This is a genomic window from Streptomyces sp. NPDC045778, from assembly GCF_056431945.1.
This window is the reverse complement of the sequence record NZ_JBWKJZ010000055.1, coordinates 1-19,715: the sequence shown is the minus strand read 5'-3', so window position 1 is coordinate 19,715 and position 19,715 is coordinate 1. Positions and strand designations below refer to the sequence as shown.

General features: G+C 71.8%; 6 protein-coding genes. 4 read left to right on the top strand and 2 right to left on the bottom strand.

Going from position 1 to position 19,715, the window contains the following annotated elements; all coding sequences use genetic code 11:
• Window positions 1-12 precede the first annotated feature (12 nt).
• Window positions 13-2,847 carry a helix-turn-helix transcriptional regulator gene (locus tag AC07GB_RS38160; protein WP_478853873.1) on the bottom strand — a complete coding sequence of 945 codons (2,835 nt, stop codon included), beginning with the start codon at window positions 2,845-2,847 and terminating at the stop codon, window positions 13-15.
• Between the two features lie 312 nt (window positions 2,848-3,159).
• Between AC07GB_RS38160 and AC07GB_RS38155 the strand changes: the two genes are divergently transcribed.
• Window positions 3,160-5,964: a helix-turn-helix transcriptional regulator gene (locus tag AC07GB_RS38155; protein ID WP_478853871.1), complete on the top strand. Its 2,805-nt coding sequence runs from the start codon at window positions 3,160-3,162 to the stop codon at window positions 5,962-5,964.
• Between the two features lie 57 nt (window positions 5,965-6,021).
• On the opposite strand, the gene AC07GB_RS38150 is transcribed toward AC07GB_RS38155, so the two are convergent.
• The gene (locus AC07GB_RS38150) at window positions 6,022-6,672 is read right to left on the bottom strand and encodes an O-methyltransferase (RefSeq protein ID WP_478853869.1); all 651 of its coding nucleotides are present in this window, start codon (window positions 6,670-6,672) and stop codon (window positions 6,022-6,024) included.
• 261 nt (window positions 6,673-6,933) lie between these two features.
• Here AC07GB_RS38150 and AC07GB_RS38145 point away from each other — a divergent pair, with 261 nt between their 5' ends.
• The 3 genes from AC07GB_RS38145 to AC07GB_RS38135 form a co-directional block, all read left to right on the top strand.
• Window positions 6,934-7,803, top strand: coding sequence for a sugar phosphate isomerase/epimerase family protein (locus tag AC07GB_RS38145; RefSeq protein WP_478853867.1), 870 nt, complete (start codon window positions 6,934-6,936; stop codon window positions 7,801-7,803).
• Window positions 7,804-7,900: 97 nt separating this feature from the next.
• Window positions 7,901-12,802 (top strand): type I polyketide synthase, encoded by a 4,902-nt coding sequence (locus AC07GB_RS38140; protein ID WP_478853911.1) that lies wholly within the window; start codon window positions 7,901-7,903, stop codon window positions 12,800-12,802.
• Between the two features lie 34 nt (window positions 12,803-12,836).
• The coding region (locus tag AC07GB_RS38135) for an SDR family NAD(P)-dependent oxidoreductase (protein ID WP_478853865.1) at window positions 12,837-19,715 on the top strand (6,879 nt) is incomplete at its 3' end.

The following is a 19,715-nucleotide window of genomic DNA, read 5'->3' as shown; positions in this document are numbered from 1 at the left end:
ACCTGAGCGGTGTCAGATGACCTGAGCGGTGTCGATGTGGAACTCCGTGGGCAGCTCCTCCCGGTTCCTGATGTGCATCTTCCGGTACACCCGGGTGAGATGCTGCTCGACCGTGCTGACCGTGACGTGGAGCTTGTCGGAGATCTCCCGGTTGGTGTACCCCTGGGCGGCAAGCACGGCCACGCGCCGCTCGGAGTCGCTCAGCTTCGCGAACTTGTCGCCGTCATCGGGATCCGCGTACGTCTCGTGCGTCTTCGCCGGCGGCAGATAGGCGGCGCCCAAGGACCGGCAGAGCTTGTCCGCGTGACAGCTCTCCGCGATCCGGCGGGCCCTGCGCGCGGCCGCGCGGGCCTTGGCCTTGTCGCCCAGCAGTTGATAGGCCTCGCTGAGATCGGCCAGGACCTGGGCGGTGTTGTAGCGGTCGCCGCTCTGCTGAAGCGCCTGGAGCGACCGTTCGAGCAGCGGCGGCCGCTCCTGGACCCCGCGCAGGGCCGCCTGGCCCCGCAGGGTGATCCCGCGGGCCCGGATCAGGTCGAGGCCGGACGCGGGGGTCCGTATCTCCAGCAGCTCCGCGGCCCGGCGGCGCTGCCCCAGGGACAGCCATGCCTCCGCCGCACCGGCCCGCCACGGGGCGAGCGAGGGGGTGTCGACGTTCCACCTGACCATCCGCTCGCCGCACGCGTTGAAGTCGTCGAGAGCCGCCTCGGGACGGCCCACCGCCAGGTGGTGCCGGCCGCGCGCGTGCAGATAGTGCAGGCCCGCCCGGGTTTCGAGGAGGGCGGCAGGCAGCGGCCCGGCAAGGAGCGCCGCGGCCTTGTCGTGGTCGCCGATCGCCGTGTGGGCCTCGACCAGGGTGGCGAGGGCGAGCCCCGAACTCTGGTTCCACTCGGGCCCCTGGTGGTGGGCGAGCGAGGCCTCGGCCTCCTTCACCGCCACGTCCAGGTGCCCCTCCCGGAAGGAGACCAGCGCGCTGATCGCGCCGATCACCCCCCGCCACGCGGACACGTCGTGGTGGGTCGGCCCCTTCAGGAAGCGGTCGCACCAGGCGGCGGCGGACTCCAGCATGTCGGCGTAGACGAGGGACAGGATCGCAGGACCGATCACCCGGCACGAGTTCTGGGCGAAGCCGCCGTCCTGAAGCACCTGTTCGGCCTGGGCGATGCTGTGTTTGTCCGCCTGCTGCGTCAACACCTCCCACAGCGCGTGGTGGGCACGCAGGGCGGGCGGGTAGCCGGCAAGGACGGCGATGTGGGAGGAGCGCGGGAGGGGTATGCCCGGCTCCCGCAGCCGCGGTCCGAGACCGGGGTAGGTGGACGCGACGATGAGGTGGGCCGCTAGCGACTCGGCCGCCCCTTGCGGACGTTCGCCCGTCGCCTGCTCGTCGAGATGGCCGACGATCTCCAGCGCGTCGTCGAACTGGAGGCTGGAAAGGAGCAGTTCGGCGGTCGTCAGCGCGGAGGCGCTGTCCACCGCGCCGCTCAGGACGGGCTCCTTGAGAGCGAGGATGTACGGAACGGCGGCGGCGGGCTTGCGCAGCCACTCGACCTCCGCGATCCAGGCCATGACGGCGTAGCGCTGCCCCTCGTCCTGGCAGCACTCGCTGAGCAGGTGGAGGTAGCGCAGGCACAACGTGACGTCGTTGTCGCTCAGGGCGGTGCGCGCCGCTTCCCTGAGGACGGGGAGCACCCAGTCCTCGCGCAGCGGGCCCGCGGTGAGCAGCTGCCGTGCGATGACGGCGGACGGCTCGCCCTCCTGGTGGAGGAGGTGTGCCGCGCGGTAGCGCAGCTCCGCCCCCTCCTGCGCGGGCAGGTCGTCGAGGACGGCCGAGCGGGTGGCGTCGTGCCGGAAGCGTGGGCCGTCAAGGACGCCGATGTCGCCGAGCTGGGCCAGGACATGCCGGGTCTTCAGAGGGCTGAGGCCGTTGAGCCTGCTCAGCAGCAGTTCGTCGGCGGGCTCGCCGAGCACCGCGAGGGAACGGGCGATGCGCAGGGCCATCCCGCCGGCGCGCCGGAGGCAGTCGAGGACGGCGTCCCGGAACCCGCTGCCGGACCCGTCCGCGTCGTTCAGAAGGGCCTGCGTCAGCAGGGGATTCCCGCCGGACAAGGAGTGGTAGACGTCCGCCCAGTCGTCCGGTTCGGCGAGGTCCAGCCGCTCCCGCAGCATCTCTGCGATGTCCGCGCAGGTCAGCGGATCGAGGTGGACCCGCCGCAGAGCCGGGTGGTACAGCAGCTCGTCCAGGGCCGGTTGGGGCGTCCGCTCGTGCGACGGGTTCCAGGTGAACAGGAAAGCGACCTGGGCCGGGGTGGGGTGGTGCGCCACGTACTGGAGGCAGTGCAGCGAGGCCGCGTCGGCGTACTGCAAATCATCGACGCTGATGAGAAGCGGGCCCCGAGAGGCCAGCTCGGTCACCGCGGTGAGCGTGCGCAGCGCGGTCTCCACGAGTTCCCTCTTGCCGGCCGGGGCCGTGGCGGGAAAGGGATCCGAGGATCCTTCCAATAAAACCGTACGGTTGAAAAGCCGTCGCAGGGTGGAATACGGTCGATCCTGCTCGACGCGTGGGCACTCGGTGTTGAGAACGGTGACACCGGCTGCCGCGACCTGCTTCTCCAGGCCATGCAGAAGAGTGCTCTTCCCCATGGCGGTTGTCCCGCTGATAATCGCAGTGGCCGGCACGCCCTTGTCGGCTTTGTCCAGCAAAGCGCGCCACTGCCCGATGAGTTGCGTACGTTCCGACAACAACAACGCTAACAGTCCCCCATGTTCAACGTCCGACAGGTCACAGGCTGGTTGCCGGGCAACACCCCAATAGGGTCGCCTGTCCTCGTCGAAACTGTTTAACGGCGACACCGTAAGGAGTGGCCGAGGTTGGGGTCAAGGAGTGGCCGGAAAGCTTTGGTCATGCCTTGGCAAAGGTGGCAACCCCTACGGGGCGAGCCCGGCGGGGCGGCCCTAGGGCCCTCTCCGAGCCGGTGGAAACCCCTGACTAGTAGGGGGGTTGAGTCAACCCCTATGACGGTAACGTGGGACGCCGGTGGCTGGAGGTGCACGGCTACGCTACGCGCGTTACGATCACGCCGCGTCACAGGCGTAGGGGCTCGCACCTCCACAATCGGGGTTCCTCTGGGCGGCTGACGCACATCCTGCGGATGTGAACGCCAGGTGTCCGAGGCCATCTTGACGGGGGTCAAACTGGTGTTGTTGGTGGAGCGCGAACAAATCGTCGGTGAATTGGGCGATATCCTGATCGAGTCCACTGAGAGAAATTCCGTCGTCACGGTGATCAGTGGCTGCGCGACGATGGGCAAATCGGCTCTGCTCGGTGTACTCAACGAGCGTGCCGAGTCGTCGGACATCACGGTGCTGAGCGCGGTGAGCGCCCGTGACGAGCAGCACCTTCCGTACGCCACGCTCGGCAGGCTCTTCGACGCGCACGGGGTGACGGTGGGCCCCGGCGGCGCGACCGTCGCGGACCTGGCGGCGAGCGGGCAGGGGCTCAGACGGATCGTGCGGGAGAGCCACCGGGCCGTGGCCGACATGACGGCGCGCGGGACGGTGCTCCTGACGGTCGACGACGTCCAGTACACCGACCCGGAGTCCCTCTTCTGCCTACAGCACCTCGCCCACGGCCTGAAGGACAGGCCGCTCGCCCTGGTCTTCGCCTGGGACCCCCAGTCGGGCCTGGAGACCCCCGCCATGCTGCGGGAATTCTTCCGCGATCCGAACGTCCGGCGCATCCGGGTCGACTCCCTGTCCGTCGACGGCATCGCCCAGCTCCTCACCGGGACCCTGGGAGCGGCCGAGTCCGCCGCGCTCGCACCGCGGTACCACGGCCTCACCGGCGGCAACCCCCTGCTGGTCAACGCGTTGCGCGAAGCGGGCTGGTCCGGCGGCCCGTTGGTCGGAGCCGCCTTCGGACAGGCCGTCGTGCGCTGCGTGCACCGGATCGGGCAGCCGGCCGTGGAGGTGGCCCGCGGCATCGCCGTCCTGGACGGCTCGGCCGACCTCGCGACCCTGGGGCGGCTGAGCGGCCGGGGTGCCGCCGGCGCCGGGAGGATCGTCCGGATGCTCAACGCGGCCGGTGTCCTCGTCGGCATGAGGTTCCGCCACCGGTCCGCCGCCGCGGCGGTCCTCGACTCCACGCCCGTCGACGAGGTCAGCAGGCTTCGCTACGACGCCGCCCGGCTGCTGCACGAGGCGGGCGTGCCGAGCCGTCCCGTGATCGAGCGGCTCATGGCCGCGGGACCGCTGCCGCAGGAGTGGGTCCTGCCGCTCCTGGAGGAGGCGGCGGCCCGCGCGGTCGCCGAGGGCGACACCAGGCGTGCCATCGAGTACCAGCAGTTCGCCGTCGAGTGCTGCTCCGGCCAGCGCGGGCGGTACCGGCTCAAGACGCGCCTGGCCGAGCTGTACGCCCTCGTCGACCCCACCCTGTCCAGCGCGCGGTTCCTCGCCCTCAAGGCGCCGGTGCTCGCGGGCACGATGGACGGCGCGGAGGGCTTGCGCGTGGCCAGGGCCAGGCTGCACTGCCTCGACTTCGACGACGCCGTGGAGATCATCAGCCATCTCTCGGACGCCTACGACCTCCATGAGCTGGGCGACGAATGGGAGTTGACCCACCTGCTCCTGGCGTCCACCTACCCGGCGCTGCTCGCCCGGCTCGGCCTCGCGGGAGCGGCGGGCACCCCCCGGCCCGCCCGGTCGTGGGACCAGGGCCCGAGCGACCTGCGCGCCTGCCGGGCGCTGGCCGCGGCGCTGACGCGGAACGCCGACGACCGCGTGATCGCCAGGGCGGAGGAGGCCCTTGAGGAGGTCCGCCGCGGCGACGGGGACTTCTTGACCGTCAGCTGCGCGGTGATGGCCCTGGTCTACGCGGACCTGCTCGACACCGCCGCCCACTGGTGCGACCGCCTCCTGGAGCAGGCCCGCGAGCGCGACGAGCCCGTGTGGGAGGCGGTGATGAACTCCCTGGGCGCCGTCGTCGCACTGCGGCAGGGACAGCTCGACGCGGCCGCCGAACGGGCCGAGGCCGCGCTGGCCTACGTCTCGGGCCACGGCTGGAGCGACGTGGTGGGAGTGCTCCTGGGCACGCTCATCGAGACGCACACCGCCACCGGGGACCACCAGGCCGCGGCGGAGTGCCTCAGCCGCCCCATCAACCCGGCGCTGTTCGAGACCCGCGCGGGCCTGCACTACCTGTACGCGCGCGGAAGGCACCACCTGGCGACGGACCGGGCGCACGCGGCCCTCGCCGACTTCATGGCCTGCGGCGACCGGATGATCCAATGGGGCATCGACAACCCGGCGTTGGCCCCCTGGCGGGTGGGCGCCGCCGAGGCGTGGCTGCGCATGGGCAGGGAGAACCAGGCCGCCGTCCTGATCGAGGAGCAGCTCACCCAGCTCGGCCCCAAGGGCCTGCCGAGGGCCCGGGGCATCACGCTGCGCTGTCTGGCGGCGGTCCGGGGGGTCCAGGAGCGCCCGGCCGTCCTGGAGCAGGCTCTCGGAGAGGTACAGCGGGGCGACGACCGTTACGAAAGCTCACGCGTCCTCGCCGACCTCAGCGACGCCTACCGGGCCTTGGGCAACACGACCAAGGCCAGGACCGCCGCGCGCCGGGCGCGGCGGATCAGCAAGAGCTGTCACAAGAAGCAGGCGCCCGCGGCACCCCGTACCGCGGTGACAGCGACGCGCCCTGCGCCGCCCGAGGCCGTTGCCGGCGAGGCGGGCGAGCCCGAGGGGAACGACCAGTTCGCCAAGCTCAGCGGATCCGAGCGGCGGGTGGCGCTCCTGGCGGCCGCCGGTTATTCCAACCGCGAGATAGCGGCCCGCATCTACGTCACCGTCAGTACGGTCGAGCAGCATCTCACCCGCGTGTACCGGAAGTTGAACATCAGACGGCGGGAGGACCTGCCGATGGACTTCCGCGTCGACTCGGCGCGCAAGGCCGGGGCCGGGGAGGGCAGGCCGTGAGCGCGGACGCCGTGCCGGTGGTCGGGGGTACCACGGGCACGGCGTCCGCGGGTCGGGTCACGCAAGACGCGTGGAGATCTCCAGGCCGTCGCCGATCGGGACGTGCACGCTGTGGTACGCGCCACCGTCACGGACGTGGTCGAAGTAGGGCTGCTCGGGAAGCGTGCCCATGTCGTCGGCGATCACCAGCGCGCCGGGGGCGAGGGACGGCTCCAGGACCTTGAGCACGGGCAGGTATATGTCCTTCCACCCGTCGAGGAAGACCATGTCGACAGGGCCGGGCAGCTCCTTGAGCGTCTCCAGGGCGTCGCCCACCCGCACGTCGACGAGTTCGCCGAGGCCCGTGTCGGCGATGTTCTTCGAGGCGATCGCGGCCTTGCCCTCGTGCCACTCGCTCGTGATCACTTCGCCGCCGTTGTCACGGGCGGCCGCCGCGAGGAAGACCGTGGAGATGCCGAAGGAGGTGCCGAACTCGACGATGCGCTTGGCGCCGCGGTTACGCGCGAGCAGGTAGAGCAGATCGCCTACCTCCCGGGGGATGGAGATATACGCCTCGGCCAGCATCTCGGTCTGTTCCTGATGCGTGTACGAGCCCAGCGGCCGGTTCTTGGCCATCACGGCCGCGACAACGGGTTCGTCCTTCACCTTCTCATCGGCGTAAAGGGAGTCCAGTGCCGCGCGCACGCGGTCGGAAGAGAGCGTAGTCATTCCGAGCCTTTCATACCGGCAGTGCAAGGAAGCGTTTCGATGGGATGCCGCACGACGCCCGTTTCGGGCCCAGTGGCGCGGCGCTGCCTGGATGCTACGCGCTGGGCCGGTCCATGAGCAGTGCCCGGAAGCGGATGAGTTCACTGTTAGGGGGTGGTGGCGGGCTTTAGGGGGTCGATCATGTGGTGCCGCAGTGGGCCCTTGGTTTCAATGGGACGCGGTTCAGATCTCACTGTCAATACAGGAATAGGAGTCGCGGATATGGGTCTGCTCGACCGTCAGGGTGTGTTCCTGCCCTACCTCCACCTGCTCGGCGCCCCTCTGGGGGAAACACCGCGCTACTCCTTCGACGAGCGGGTGGCCGCCGCGGCCGGTGCGGAAGTCACCGGAATCGGATTCGACGCCGACGAATTCGACGAGCTGCTGAAGTCCCGCACCGCGGACGAGCTGAAGGGCGTGCTCGACGAGCACGGTGTGAGCATCGGCGAGTTGCAGATCCTGTTCGCCTGGCACTTCGGCGACAAGTACCCCGAGTACCAGACGATGGCCCGGGACCGTGAGCAGCACATGTACGAGCTGGCCGACACGTTCGGCATCAAGCGCATCAAGACGGTCATCATGACGCCGACCGACCTGCCGCCGCGCGACGAGGTCGTCGAGCGCTTCGCCGCCGTGTGCGACCGGGCCGCCGAGCACGGCATCTCGGTGGCCATGGAGCCCCAGTCGGTCAACCCCGGTTTCGACTACGCCGACACGGTCGACCTGATCCTCGCGGCCGGCCGGTCCAACGGCGGTTTCGTCGTCGACACCTGGCATTTCTTCCGCGACCCCGACCCGTGGACCGCTCTCGACCGGCTGCCCGCCGAGTCGGTCTTCGGCCTGGAACTGCGCGACGCGGCGGCGGAGCCCAAGGAGTCGCGGCTCGCCGACTGCCTGCACCACAACATGCTCCCGGGCGAGGGCGACTTCGACCTGGTGCGGCTCATCCGCACCCTCGACGCCAAGGGCGTCGACGTCCCCGTGGCGGCCGAGGTCCTCTCGGCGGAGCTGCGGCCCCTCACCGCGCGGGAGAACGTGGACCGCACGGTCGCCGCCGTCCGCACGGTGATGGACGCCGCCCGCGCCAAGTAACCGAGACGAATCACAGCTGAGCAGAGCCCTGCCCGGGGCGCCGAGTCCCGGGCCGGGTTCTTTTCCGCGCGGCGCAGCCCGCAGGTGAGATTGGTTGGTGTTGTTCGTGAACGACGACAAGCTCCGTGACTACCTCAGACGTGCCACCGCCGAGTTGAAGCAGACCCGTCGGCGGCTGCACGAGACTCAGGCGCGGGCGCATGAACCGATCGCCATTGTCGCCATGAGCTGCCGCTTTCCGGGAGAGGTGACCTCCCCGGAAGACCTCTGGGAGCTGGTGGCGGCGGGCCGGGACGCCACCTCAGGATTTCCTGAGAACCGCGGTTGGGACCTTGCGGGAATTTACGATCCGGAACCGGGCACTCCTGGCAAGAGTTACACCCGGCGCGGCGGCTTCCTGCACCGCGCCGATGAATTCGATGCCGAATTCTTCAAGATCAGCCCGCGCGAGGCCAAGGAAATGGACCCGCAGCAGCGGCTCCTCCTTGAAACCGCGTGGGAAGCCCTGGAGCGCGGCAGGATCGATCCGTCCGCATTGCAGGGCAGCCGCACCGGCGTATTCGTCGGCATGGTCTACCACGATTACGCGTACAACCACAGTACGGGTGCCATCGCCTCCGGCCGCGTCGCCTACAGCCTGGGCCTCGAAGGGCCGGCGGTGACCGTGGACACCGCCTGCTCGTCGTCCCTGGTCGCCCTCCACTGGGCCATCCAGTCCCTGCGCTCGGACGAGTGCACCCTCGCGCTGGCCGGCGGCGTCAACGTGATGGCCACACCGGACGCGTTCGTCGGCTTCAGCAGTCAAGGAGGGCTGTCGCCGGACGGCCGGTGCAAGGCCTTCGCCGCGTCGGCGGACGGCACCGGCTGGGGCGAGGGAGTGGGCTGGCTGCTGGTGGAGCGCCTGTCGGACGCCCGGCGCAACGGGCACCCGGTGCTCGCGGTCGTGCGGGGCTCCGCCGTCAACCAGGACGGCACGTCCAACGGCCTGACCGCGCCCAACGGGCCCGCGCAGCAGCGTGTCATCGAACAGGCCCTGGCCAACGCCGGGTTGACCGCGGCCGACATCGACGTGGTCGAGGCGCACGGCACCGGCACGCGGCTCGGCGACCCCATCGAGGCGCAGGCGCTCCTCGCCACCTACGGACAGCACCGGCCCGAGGGGCGCCCCCTCCTGCTCGGCTCGCTGAAGTCGAACATCGGACACGCCCAGGCGGCCGCCGGAGTCGGCGGCATCGTCAAGATGGTCATGGCGATGCGCCACGGCACCGTGCCGCGCACCCTGCACATCGAGGAACCGACGCCACAGGTGGACTGGTCCGCGGGGGACGTGCAGCTGCTCACCGAGGCCGTGGCCTGGCCCCCCGAGAGCGGCCGGCCGCGGCGCGCGGCCATCTCCTCCTTCGGCGTCAGCGGCACCAACGCCCACGTCATCGTCGAGGAGCCCCCGGCCGCCGAGGAGCCGGCCGACGCCACCGGCGCCGCCGATGACGGCGAAGGCGCCCCCGGCCTCGCCATGCCCGTCATCCCCTGGCTGCTCTCCGGCGCCTCCGCGAGCGCCCTGCGCGACCAGGCCGTCCGCCTCCTTGACCAGGTGGCACCCCGTCCCGAGCTGGACCCCGTGGACGTCGGGTACTCACTGGCCTCCTCGCGCGCGGCACTGGAGCACCGCGCCATGGTGGTCGGAACGGATCAGCGCTCGCTGATACGGGAGCTGACCGCCCTGGCCGAGGGCAGGCCGTCCGCGCACGCGTACCGCGCCACGGTCGGCCGAGCGGGCCGTACGGCCTTCTTGTTCACGGGGCAGGGTGCGCAGCGGGTCGGCATGGGCCGTGAGCTGTATGAGGCCTTCCCGGTGTTCGCGGACGCGTTCGACGAGGTGTGCGGCGCGTTCGACGAGGTGCTCGGACGTTCGCTGCGCGAGGTGGTGTGGGGCGACGGGGAGGCACTGAACGGGACGGCGTTCGCCCAGGCCGGGCTGTTCGCCTTCGAGGTGGCGCTGTTCCGCCTGCTGGAGTCGTGGGGCGTGGTCCCGGACTGTGTGGCGGGACATTCGGTGGGCGAGATCGCCGCCGCGTGCGTGGCCGGCGTGTTGTCCCTCGCCGACGCGGTCGTACTGGTGGGTGCTCGCGGGCGCCTTATGCAGGCGCTGCCGTCGGGCGGGGCCATGGCCGCCGTCGAGGCCGGTGAGGACGAAGTGGTGCCTCTGCTGTCGGCCGACGTGAGCATCGCGGCGGTCAACGGCCCCATGTCCGTGGTGATTTCGGGCGCGGAGGCGGAAGTCCTGCGGATCGTGGAAGTGTTCGCGGGGCGCGACCGCAGGACGCGACGCCTTGCGGTGTCGCACGCGTTCCACTCCCCGCTGATGGAGCCGATCCTCGCGGAGTTCCGTGCGGTCGCCGAAGGGCTCTCGTACGGGGTTCCGTTGATCCCGGTGGTGTCGAACGTGACGGGGGAGGTGTGCGAGGCCTTCACCGCCGAGTACTGGGTGCGGCACGTGCGGGAAGCGGTGCGTTTCGCCGACGGCGTGCGGTGTCTGGAGGGCCGGGGCGTCACGACGTTCCTGGAGCTGGGGCCCGACGCCGCCCTGACCGCCACGGGACCCGACTGTGTGGCACCCGACGCGGACATCGCCTTCGTACCCGTCTCACGCAAGGACCGCGACGAGGTGCGCGAGGCGGTGTTCGCGCTCGGAGCGGCGCACACCCGGGGCGTGCGCGTGGACTGGCAGGCCTTCTACGCCGGTCAGGGCGCCCGCTCGATCGACCTGCCCACCTACGCGTTCCAGCACGAGCACTACTGGGAGCCGCGGGTGGAGACCCCCGCGCCGGCCGCGGCGGCCGGACCGGGCGACGCCAGGTTCTGGGAGGCCGTGGAGCGGGCCGACCTGCCCGCGCTCGCCGACCGCCTCGGGGTCGCGGCCCCGGCGCTCGGCGAGGTGCTGCCCGCCATGGCGCGGTGGCGGAACGAGACCGCCGAGGAGGAACTGCGGGACTCCTGGCGCTACCGTCTGACCTGGACGCGGCAGACCGAGCGGGAACCGGCCGCGCTGCACGGCACCTGGCTCGTCGTCGTCCCGGCCGGACTCGCCCACGACGCCCGGACCACCGCCGTCGTCGAAGGACTTGCCCGGCACGGCGCGCTCGTGGCGCCGCTCCACGTACCGGAGGCGGACCGGACCGCGCTCGCCGAGGCGCTCCGCGGCCGGCTGGACCGCTCGCCCCAGGAGCAGCCCGTCGGCGTCCTGTCGCTGCTCGCCCTCGACGACCGCGCGCACCCGGAGCACCCCACCCTGTCGCTCGGTACGGCGGCCACGGTGGCCCTGGTGCAGGCCGCGGCCGACGTCGGCCTGACCGCGCCCCTGTGGTGCCTCACCTCCGGCGCGGCGGCGGTGCACGGCTCCCAGGAACTCACCCACCCCTTCCAGGCGGCCCTGTGGGGAGCGGCCGCGGCGCTCACCCTCGACCACCCCGAGTTCTGGGGCGGCATGATCGACGTACCGCCGCACGTCGACGAGGCCGTGACGGAACTCCTGTGCGGCGCCCTGGCGCGGCCATCGGCCGAGGACCAGCTCGCGGTCCGCTCCGACGGGCTCCACACCCGGCGGCTGGTGCGTGCCGCACCGAGCGGCGCCGACGCCGGATCCACCCCACCGGCCGCGTCGCGGTCGTGGAAGCCGCGCGGCACGACGCTGATCACCGGTGGCACCGGCGGCGTCGGCGCCCAGGTGGCGCGCTGGCTCGCGGGCCTCGGCGCCGAACACCTGATCCTCACCAGCCGGCGCGGCGGGGCCGCGGACGGCATGGCACGGCTGACCGAGGAGCTGGGCGCCCTCGGCACGCGCGTGACCATCGAGGCGTGCGACGTCACCGACCGGGCGGCGCTGCGCCGCCTGCTCGACTCCGTCCCGGCCGACCTGCCCCTGACCGCCGTGGTGCACGCGGCCGGCGTCTCCCAGCTCGACACCCCGCTGACGCGGAGCACCCTGGAGGAGTTCGCCGAGGTGGGCCGCGCGAAGATCGGCGGCGCGGTCCTGCTCGACGAACTGCTCGCCGACCACCCGCTCGACGCCTTCGTGACGTTCTCCTCCGGCGCCGCCGTGTGGGGCAGCGCAGGCCAGGCCGCGTACGGCGCAGCCAACGCCTTCCTCGACGCCCTGGCCCACCGCCGCCGCGGCCGCGGACTGCCCGCCACGTCCGTGGCCTGGGGGCCCTTGGGCAGCGGCATGGTCGACGAGGAGATCAGCGCGTTCATGCGGCGCACCGGTGCGCCCGCCATGGACACCCGCATCGCCGTCGGCGCGCTGCGCCGGGCCGTCGAGCACGACGAGACCAACCTGGTCGTCGCCGAGTTCGACTGGTCCCGCTTCGCCCCGACCTACACCCTCACCCGGCCGCGCCCCCTCATCGACGCCATCCCCGAGGCGCGGGCGGCCCTTGAGGCGGACCGGGCGGCGGCCGGGGCACCGGGCGACCAGGGTCTCCGGGCCGAGCTGGCCGCGCTCCCCGCGCCCGAGCACGGCCGGGTCCTGCTCGACCTGGTCCGCACCCACGTGGCCGCCGTGCTCGGCTACGACTCCCCGGCCTCGGTCGTGCCGAAGCGGGCCTTCACCGACCTCGGCTTCGACTCCGTCTCGGCGGTGGAGCTGAGGACCGCCCTGAACACCGCGACCGGCCTGCGGATGCCGCCCACCGTCGTCTTCGACCACGCCAGCCCCGTGGCCCTCGCCGAGTACCTGCGGACGGAGCTGAGCCCCGGCGGTGCCGCGGCCGACGACGAGCCCGTGACCGCCGCGCTCGACCGCTTCGAGGCCGTCGTGACGGGGCTGTCCCCCGACGACCTGCGCGAGGGCCGCGTCGTCGACCGTCTCCAGGCGCTCGTCGCGAAGCTCAACGGGAGCACGGGCGCCGTGGCGGGTGGAGCCGATCTGAACGACGTGCTCCACGCCGCGAGCGCCGACGACGTTCTCGCATTTATCGACAAGGAACTCGGCTCGGCCTGACGGCCGGGCACTCAGCCCCATAGGTGAGGTACAGATGGCGACGAACGCGAACGACGAGAAGGTCCTCGAATACCTCAAGCGGGTCACGGCCGATCTGCACCAGAGCCGGCGCCGGCTCCAGGACATCGAGGAGGAGGAGCGGGAGCCCATCGCGATCATCGGGATGAGCTGCCGCTTCCCCGGGGGCGTCCACTCGCCGGAGGAGCTGTGGCGCCTCGTGGCCGAAGGCCGGGACGCCATCTCCGAGTTCCCGGACGACCGCGGCTGGAACCTCGACGGCCTCCAGGGCGCCGATCCGGACCAGGCGGGCACCAGCTACGTCCGCGAGGGCGGCTTCGTCCACGACGCGGGCGATTTCGACCCCGCCTTCTTCGACATGGCACCCCGCGAGGCCGTCGCCACCGACCCCCAGCAGCGACTCATGCTGGAGGTCTCCTGGGAGGCCTTCGAACGGGCCGGCATCGACCCGCTGGCGATGCGCGGCCGGCAGGTCGGAGTCTTCGCCGGATCCGGCATCCAGGACTACGGAGACCTTCTCCTCCAGGTCCCGGAGATCGCCGAGGCCTTCATGTCGACCGCCGCGTCGGCCGCCGTCATCTCCGGGCGCATCGCGTACACGCTCGGCCTCGAAGGTCCCACGCTCACCGTCGACACCGCCTGCTCGTCCTCGCTCGTCGCCCTCCACCTCGCCGCGCAGTCCCTCCGCAAGAAGGAGTGCGGCCTCGCCCTCGCGGGCGGTGTCATGGTGATGGCCACCCCCGCCCCCTTCGTCGCCTTCAGCAGGCAGCGCGGCCTCGCACCGGACGGCCGGTGCAAGGCGTTCGCCGACGCCGCGGACGGCACCGGCTGGGGCGAGGGCGCCGGCATGCTCCTCCTGGAGCGCCTCTCGGACGCGCGGCGCAACGGGCACCCGGTGCTCGCGGTCGTCCGGGGCTCCGCGGTCAACCAGGACGGGGCCTCCAACGGTCTCACCGCGCCCAACGGCCTCGCCCAGCAGCGCGTCATCCGCCAGGCACTGGCCAACGCCCGCATCACCGCCGCCCAGGTCGACGCCGTCGAGGCGCACGGCACGGGGACGACCCTGGGCGACCCGATCGAGGCGCAGGCACTGCTCGCCACCTACGGCCAGGACCGGCCGGAGGGCCGCCCGCTGTGGCTGGGGTCGGTCAAGTCGAACATCGGCCACGCCCAGGCGGCCGCCGGGGTCAGCGGCGTCATCAAGATGGTCGAGGCCATACGGCACGGCGTGCTGCCCAAGACCCTGCACGTGGACCGGCCGTCGACCTACGTCGACTGGACCGCGGGCGAGGTGGAACTGCTGACCGAGGCGCGCCGGTGGCCGGAGAACGAGCACCCGCGCCGCGCGGGCGTCTCCTCCTTCGGCGTCAGCGGCACCAACGCCCACGTGATCATCGAGGCGGCCCCCGCCGAGGAACCCGCCGCGGAGGAGCCCGCGCCCGGCGGGCCCGACGGCGTACCGGTGCCGTGGCCGGTCTCGGGCCGCAGCGCCGCCGCCCTGCGCGCCCAGGCGGCACGCCTCCACGCCCACGCCACCGAGCACGAGCCGTCCTCGCTCGACCTCGGCTACTCCCTGGCCACCGCGCGCGCCGCGCTGGAGCACCGCGCCGTGGTGCTGGCCGGTACCACCGACACCGGGACGGCCGGCCTTGCAGCCCTCGCCGACGACAAGCCGCGTCCGGACGTGGTGCGCGGTGTCGCGTCGGACGGTCTCACCGCGTTCTTGTTCACGGGGCAGGGGGCGCAGCGGGTCGGGATGGGCCGTGAGTTGTACGAGGTGTTCCCGGTGTTCGCCGAGGCGTTTGACGCGGCGTGTGAGGCGGTGGGTCTGGATCGTTCCGTCTTCCAGGACGCAGGTCTGTTGGGTCGTACGGAGTTCACGCAGTCGGCGTTGTTCGCCGTGGAAGTGGCCCTGTTCCGCCTGGTGGAGTCTTGGGGTGTGGTGCCGGACTTCGTGGGCGGTCACTCGGTAGGGGAGTTGGCGGCGGCTCATGTGGCGGGGGTGTTGTCGCTGGAGGATGCGGGTCGTGTGGTGGCGGCTCGTGGCCGGTTGATGCAGGCGCTGCCACCGGGTGGGGCGATGGTGTCCCTGGTGGCCACGGAGGACGAGGTCCGTGCAGCCCTGGTGGAGGGCGTGGACATTGCCGCGGTGAACGGTCCGCGGTCGGTGGTGATCTCCGGTGACGAGGCTGCCGTACTCGCTGTGGCGGCGGGGTTTGAGCGCTCGCGGCGCCTGGAGGTGTCGCACGCGTTCCACTCGGCGCGGGTGGAGCCGATGCTGGACGACTTCCGCGCGGTAGTGGAGGAGGTGTCGTTCGCTGAGCCGCGGATCGCGATGACGGGTGCGGTCACGGATCCGGAGTACTGGGTGCGGCACGTGCGGGAGGCGGTCCGTTTCGCGGATGAGGTAGCTGCGCTGCATGCTGAAGGAGTACGTACGTTCCTGGAGTTGGGCCCGTCGGGTGTGCTGACGGCGATGGTCCAGGACTGCCTGGCCGACGCGGAGGACGTCTCGTGCGTGGCGGCGTTGCGTAAGGATGGCGGTGAGCCGGAGGCCCTGGTCACGGCGTTGGCCCGGTTGCATGTGAACGGGGCCCGGGTGGACTGGGAGGCCTTCTACGCCGGGCGCGGTGCGCGGCGTGTGGATCTTCCGACGTACGCCTTCCAGCGTGAGCGGTACTGGTTGGACACCTCGGGTGCTGGTGGGGGTGATGTGGCGTCGGTGGGTCTGGATGCCGCTGATCACCCGCTGCTGGGCGCGGTGGTGGTGTCGCCGGGCGAGGGCGGGGTGGTCCTCACCGGACGCCTGTCCGTGGGGTCGCACGCGTGGCTCGCCGACCACCAGGTCGGCGGGACCGTCATCTTCCCCGGGACCGGCCATGTCGAACTGGCCATCCGGGCGGGCGACCAGGTCGGCTGCGGCCGGATCGAGGAGCTGACCCTCCAGACGCCGCTCGTCCTGCCCGCGCAGGGGAGCGTGCAGGTCCAGGTCGTCGTGGGCCCTGCCGGCCAGGACGGCAGCCGCCAGGTCGGCGTCTACTCCCGTGGCACGGGCACGCCGGACTGGACGCGGCACGCCACGGGCGTACTCGTACCGGGAACACAGCACACCGAGACCGCACCGGCCGCTTGGCCGCCGTCGGGGGCCGAGGTGGTGGAACTCGACGGTTTCTACGCCGGGATGGCGGAGGCGGGCCTTGAGTACGGTCCGGTCTTCCAGGGCCTGCATGCGGCGTGGCGGCGCGGGGACGAGGTTTTCGCCGAGGTGGCGCTGGACGAGCGGGCCGCGTCGGAGGCGGCCCGGTTCGGTCTGCACCCGGCGCTCCTCGATGCCGCGCTCCATGTGACCGCCTTGACCGGTGTGGCCGGTGAGCGGGCTGCACTGCCGTTCGCGTGGTCCGATGTGGAGTTGTACGCCTCGGGTGCGTCGGCGCTGCGGGTGCGGGTGGGCCCGGCGGGTACGGGCGCGGTGACCGTAGAGGTCGCGGACGCGGCGGGACTGCCGGTGGCTTCCGTGGGCCGACTGGCCCTGCGGGAGTTCAGCGGAGAGCCCTCGGCCGGTGAGCCGTCCGCGCGCCACGACGCCCTGTACGAGGCCGAGTGGGCGCCCGTGCCCGTCACCACCACCGCCACTGGTGCCGCGCCGTCCGTCGTGGCGTGGGAGGCGCTTGAGGCCGGTGCCGCGGTCGCGGATGTGGTGGTGCTGCGCAGCGGTGGTGGTGCCGGTGACGCGGACGCGGTGCGTGCCGAGGCGTCCCGTGTGCTGTCGGTGGTGCAGGCGTGGCTTGCTGATGAGCGCTGTGCGGACTCGACCTTGGCGGTGGTGACCTCCGGCGCGGTGGCGGTGGATGCCGAGGAGGTCACCGATCTGGCTGGGGCCGCGGTGTGGGGTCTGGTGCGTTCGGCGCAGTCGGAGAACCCCGGGCGGATCATCCTGGCGGACGCTGACGAGTCGGACCTCCCGCAGGTGCGCGCCTCGGGCGAAACGCAGGTCGCCGTACGCGACGGCGTGGTGTACGGGGCACGGCTGGCCCGGATCCCCGCGCGGCGGACAGACGTTCCGGTCCCGCCGTTCGGCACTGAGGGCACGGTGCTGGTGACGGGTGGCACGGGTGGCCTGGGCTCGCTGGTGGCCCGGCACCTAGTCGTCGAGCATGGTGTGCGGAGTCTGTTGCTGACCAGTCGCCGGGGTCTGGAGGCTCCGGGGGCTGGTGAGTTGGTGGCGGAGCTGTCCGGCCTGGGCGCTGAGGTGGAGGTGGTGGCGTGTGATGTGTCCGACCGGGAGGCGCTGGAGTCTTTGCTGGCCGGGCGTTCTTTGACTGGTGTGGTGCATACGGCGGGTGTGCTGGATGACGGCACGATCGGCTCGCTGTCCTCTGAGCGTATGGACCGGGTGTTGCGGCCGAAGGTGGATGCGGCGTGGCATCTGCATGAGCTGACGGCGGGGATGGACCTGTCGGCGTTCGTGCTGTTCTCGTCGGCTGCGGGTGTGATGGGCGCGCCGGGGCAGGGCAACTACGCCGCCGCCAACGCCTATTTGGATGCGCTGGCTGCTCATCGTCGTACGCGGGGACTTCCGGGCCTGTCACTGGCCTGGGGTCTGTGGGGAGAGGCGGGTGGCATGAACGCCGCCTTGAGCGCCGCGGATCAGTCCCGCTTGGCGCAGGGCGGGGTGCTGCCCCTCTCCGCGGACGAAGGACTCGCCCTCTTCGACGCGGCGAGCGCGCTGCACACGCCTCTGGTCATCCCGATCAAGCTGGACCTCGCGCCCCTGCGCGCGCGGGCCGACTCCCTGCCGGCGCTGTTCCGCGGCCTGGTTCCCGTGGCCCGGCGCAGCGCGGCCGGTGTCCGGGCCGACACCGACACGCTGCGCCGGCGCCTCACGGCACTGCCGGAGGACGAGTGGGAGGGCGCGCTGCTCCACATCGTGCGCACGCAGGCGGCGTTCGTCCTGGGCTACGCAGGACCCGAGGCCATCGAACCCGAGCGGGCCTTCCGCGACCTGGGCTTCGACTCGCTGGGCGCCGTGGAGCTGCGCAACGGCCTCGCCGCCGAGACGGGGCTGCGGCTCCCGACGACCCTGGTGTTCGACTACCCCAGCTCACTCGCGCTGGCCCGCCACCTGCTGGAGGAGGTCTCGGGCACGGCCGACGAGGTGCTCCCGGTGACCACAGCGGCCGGCGCCGACGACGACCCGATCGTGATCATCGGCATGGCCTGCCGTTACCCGGGCGGCGTCGAGTCGCCCGAGGAGCTGTGGCGACTGGTGGCCGAGGAGAGGGACGCCGTCTCCGAGTTCCCCGTCAACCGCGGCTGGGACACCGAGCGCGTCTACGACCCGACGGGCACGCGGCCCGACACCAGCTACACCAACAAGGGCGGATTCCTGCACCAGGCGGGCGAGTTCGATCCCGCGTTCTTCGGGATCAGCCCCAATGAGGCCCTGATGATGGACCCGCAGCAGCGGCTCCTCCTTGAGGCCTCGTGGGAGGTCCTGGAGCGGGCGGGCATCGACCCGGCGACGCTCCGGTCCAGCGCGACGGGCGTCTTCGCGGGGATGATGTACCACGACTACACGTACAACAGCAGCACCGGCGCCATCGCCTCGGGCCGCATCTCCTACGTGCTGGGTCTGGAAGGCCCCTCGGTGACGGTGGACACCGCGTGCTCGTCCTCGCTGATCGCCCTGCACCTGGCCGTGCAGGCGCTGCGGTCGGGGGAGTGCTCGCTGGCCCTCGCCGGGGGCGTCGCGATGATGGCGACGCCGGAGGTCTTCATCGAGTTCAGCCGCCAGCGCGGCCTGTCGCCCGACGGGCGCAGCAAGTCGTTCGCGGCCGGTGCGGACGGCACCGTGTGGGGCGAGGGCGTCGGCATGATCGCTGTCGAGCGCCTTTCCGACGCGCGGCGCAACGGGCATCCGGTGCTGGCCGTGGTGCGGGGCATAGCCGTCAACCAGGACGGCGCGTCCAACGGTCTGACCGCGCCCAACGGCCCCTCCCAGCGGCGGGTGATCCGGCAGGCACTCAGCAACGCGGGTCTGACCACACACGACGTGGACGTGGTGGAGGCGCACGGTACGGGAACCACGCTGGGTGACCCGATCGAGGCGCAGGCACTGCTTGCCACCTACGGTCAGGACCGGCCGGAGGGCCAGCCGCTGTGGCTGGGGTCGATCAAGTCGAACATCGGGCACACGCAGGCGGCCGCTGGTGTCGCGGGGATCATCAAGGTGGTCGAGGCGATGCGGCATGGCGTGCTGCCTCGGACTTTGCATGTGGATGAGCCGACGCCGCAGGTGGACTGGTCGGCGGGTGCGGTGGAGCTGCTGACGGAGGCGCGTCAGTGGCCCGAGCCCGACGGCCGGCCCCGGCGAGCCGGGGTCTCCTCCTTCGGCATCAGCGGCACCAACGCCCACGTGATCATCGAAGAGCCGCCGACGGCCGGGACGGACGCGACCGCCCGGGACGAGGCTCCCGCGGAACCCCGCGTCGTACCGCTCGTCGTCTCCGGTCGCAGCCGGGAAGCCGCCCGCGCACAGGCCGCGCGCCTCGCCGCCTTCCTGCGGGACACCGAGTGGAACCCTCTGGACGTCGCCCACTCGCTCACCGCCACACGTTCCGCCTTCGAGCACCGCGCCGCGGTGATCGGCCAGGACCCGGACGAACTGCTGGCAGGACTGGAGAAGCTGGCCGAAGGAACCGCGTCCGCGGAGACCGTCAGCGGCTCGGCACCGGGCGAGGCCAGGGCGGTGTTCGTGTTCCCGGGGCAGGGGTCGCAGTGGGTGGGCATGGCGTTGGAGCTGTTGGAGGCGGTGCCTGCGTTCGCTGAGCGGTTGGCGGAGTGCGGGCGGGCGTTGGGTGGGTTCGTCGAGTGGGATGTGGTGGATGTTCTGCGG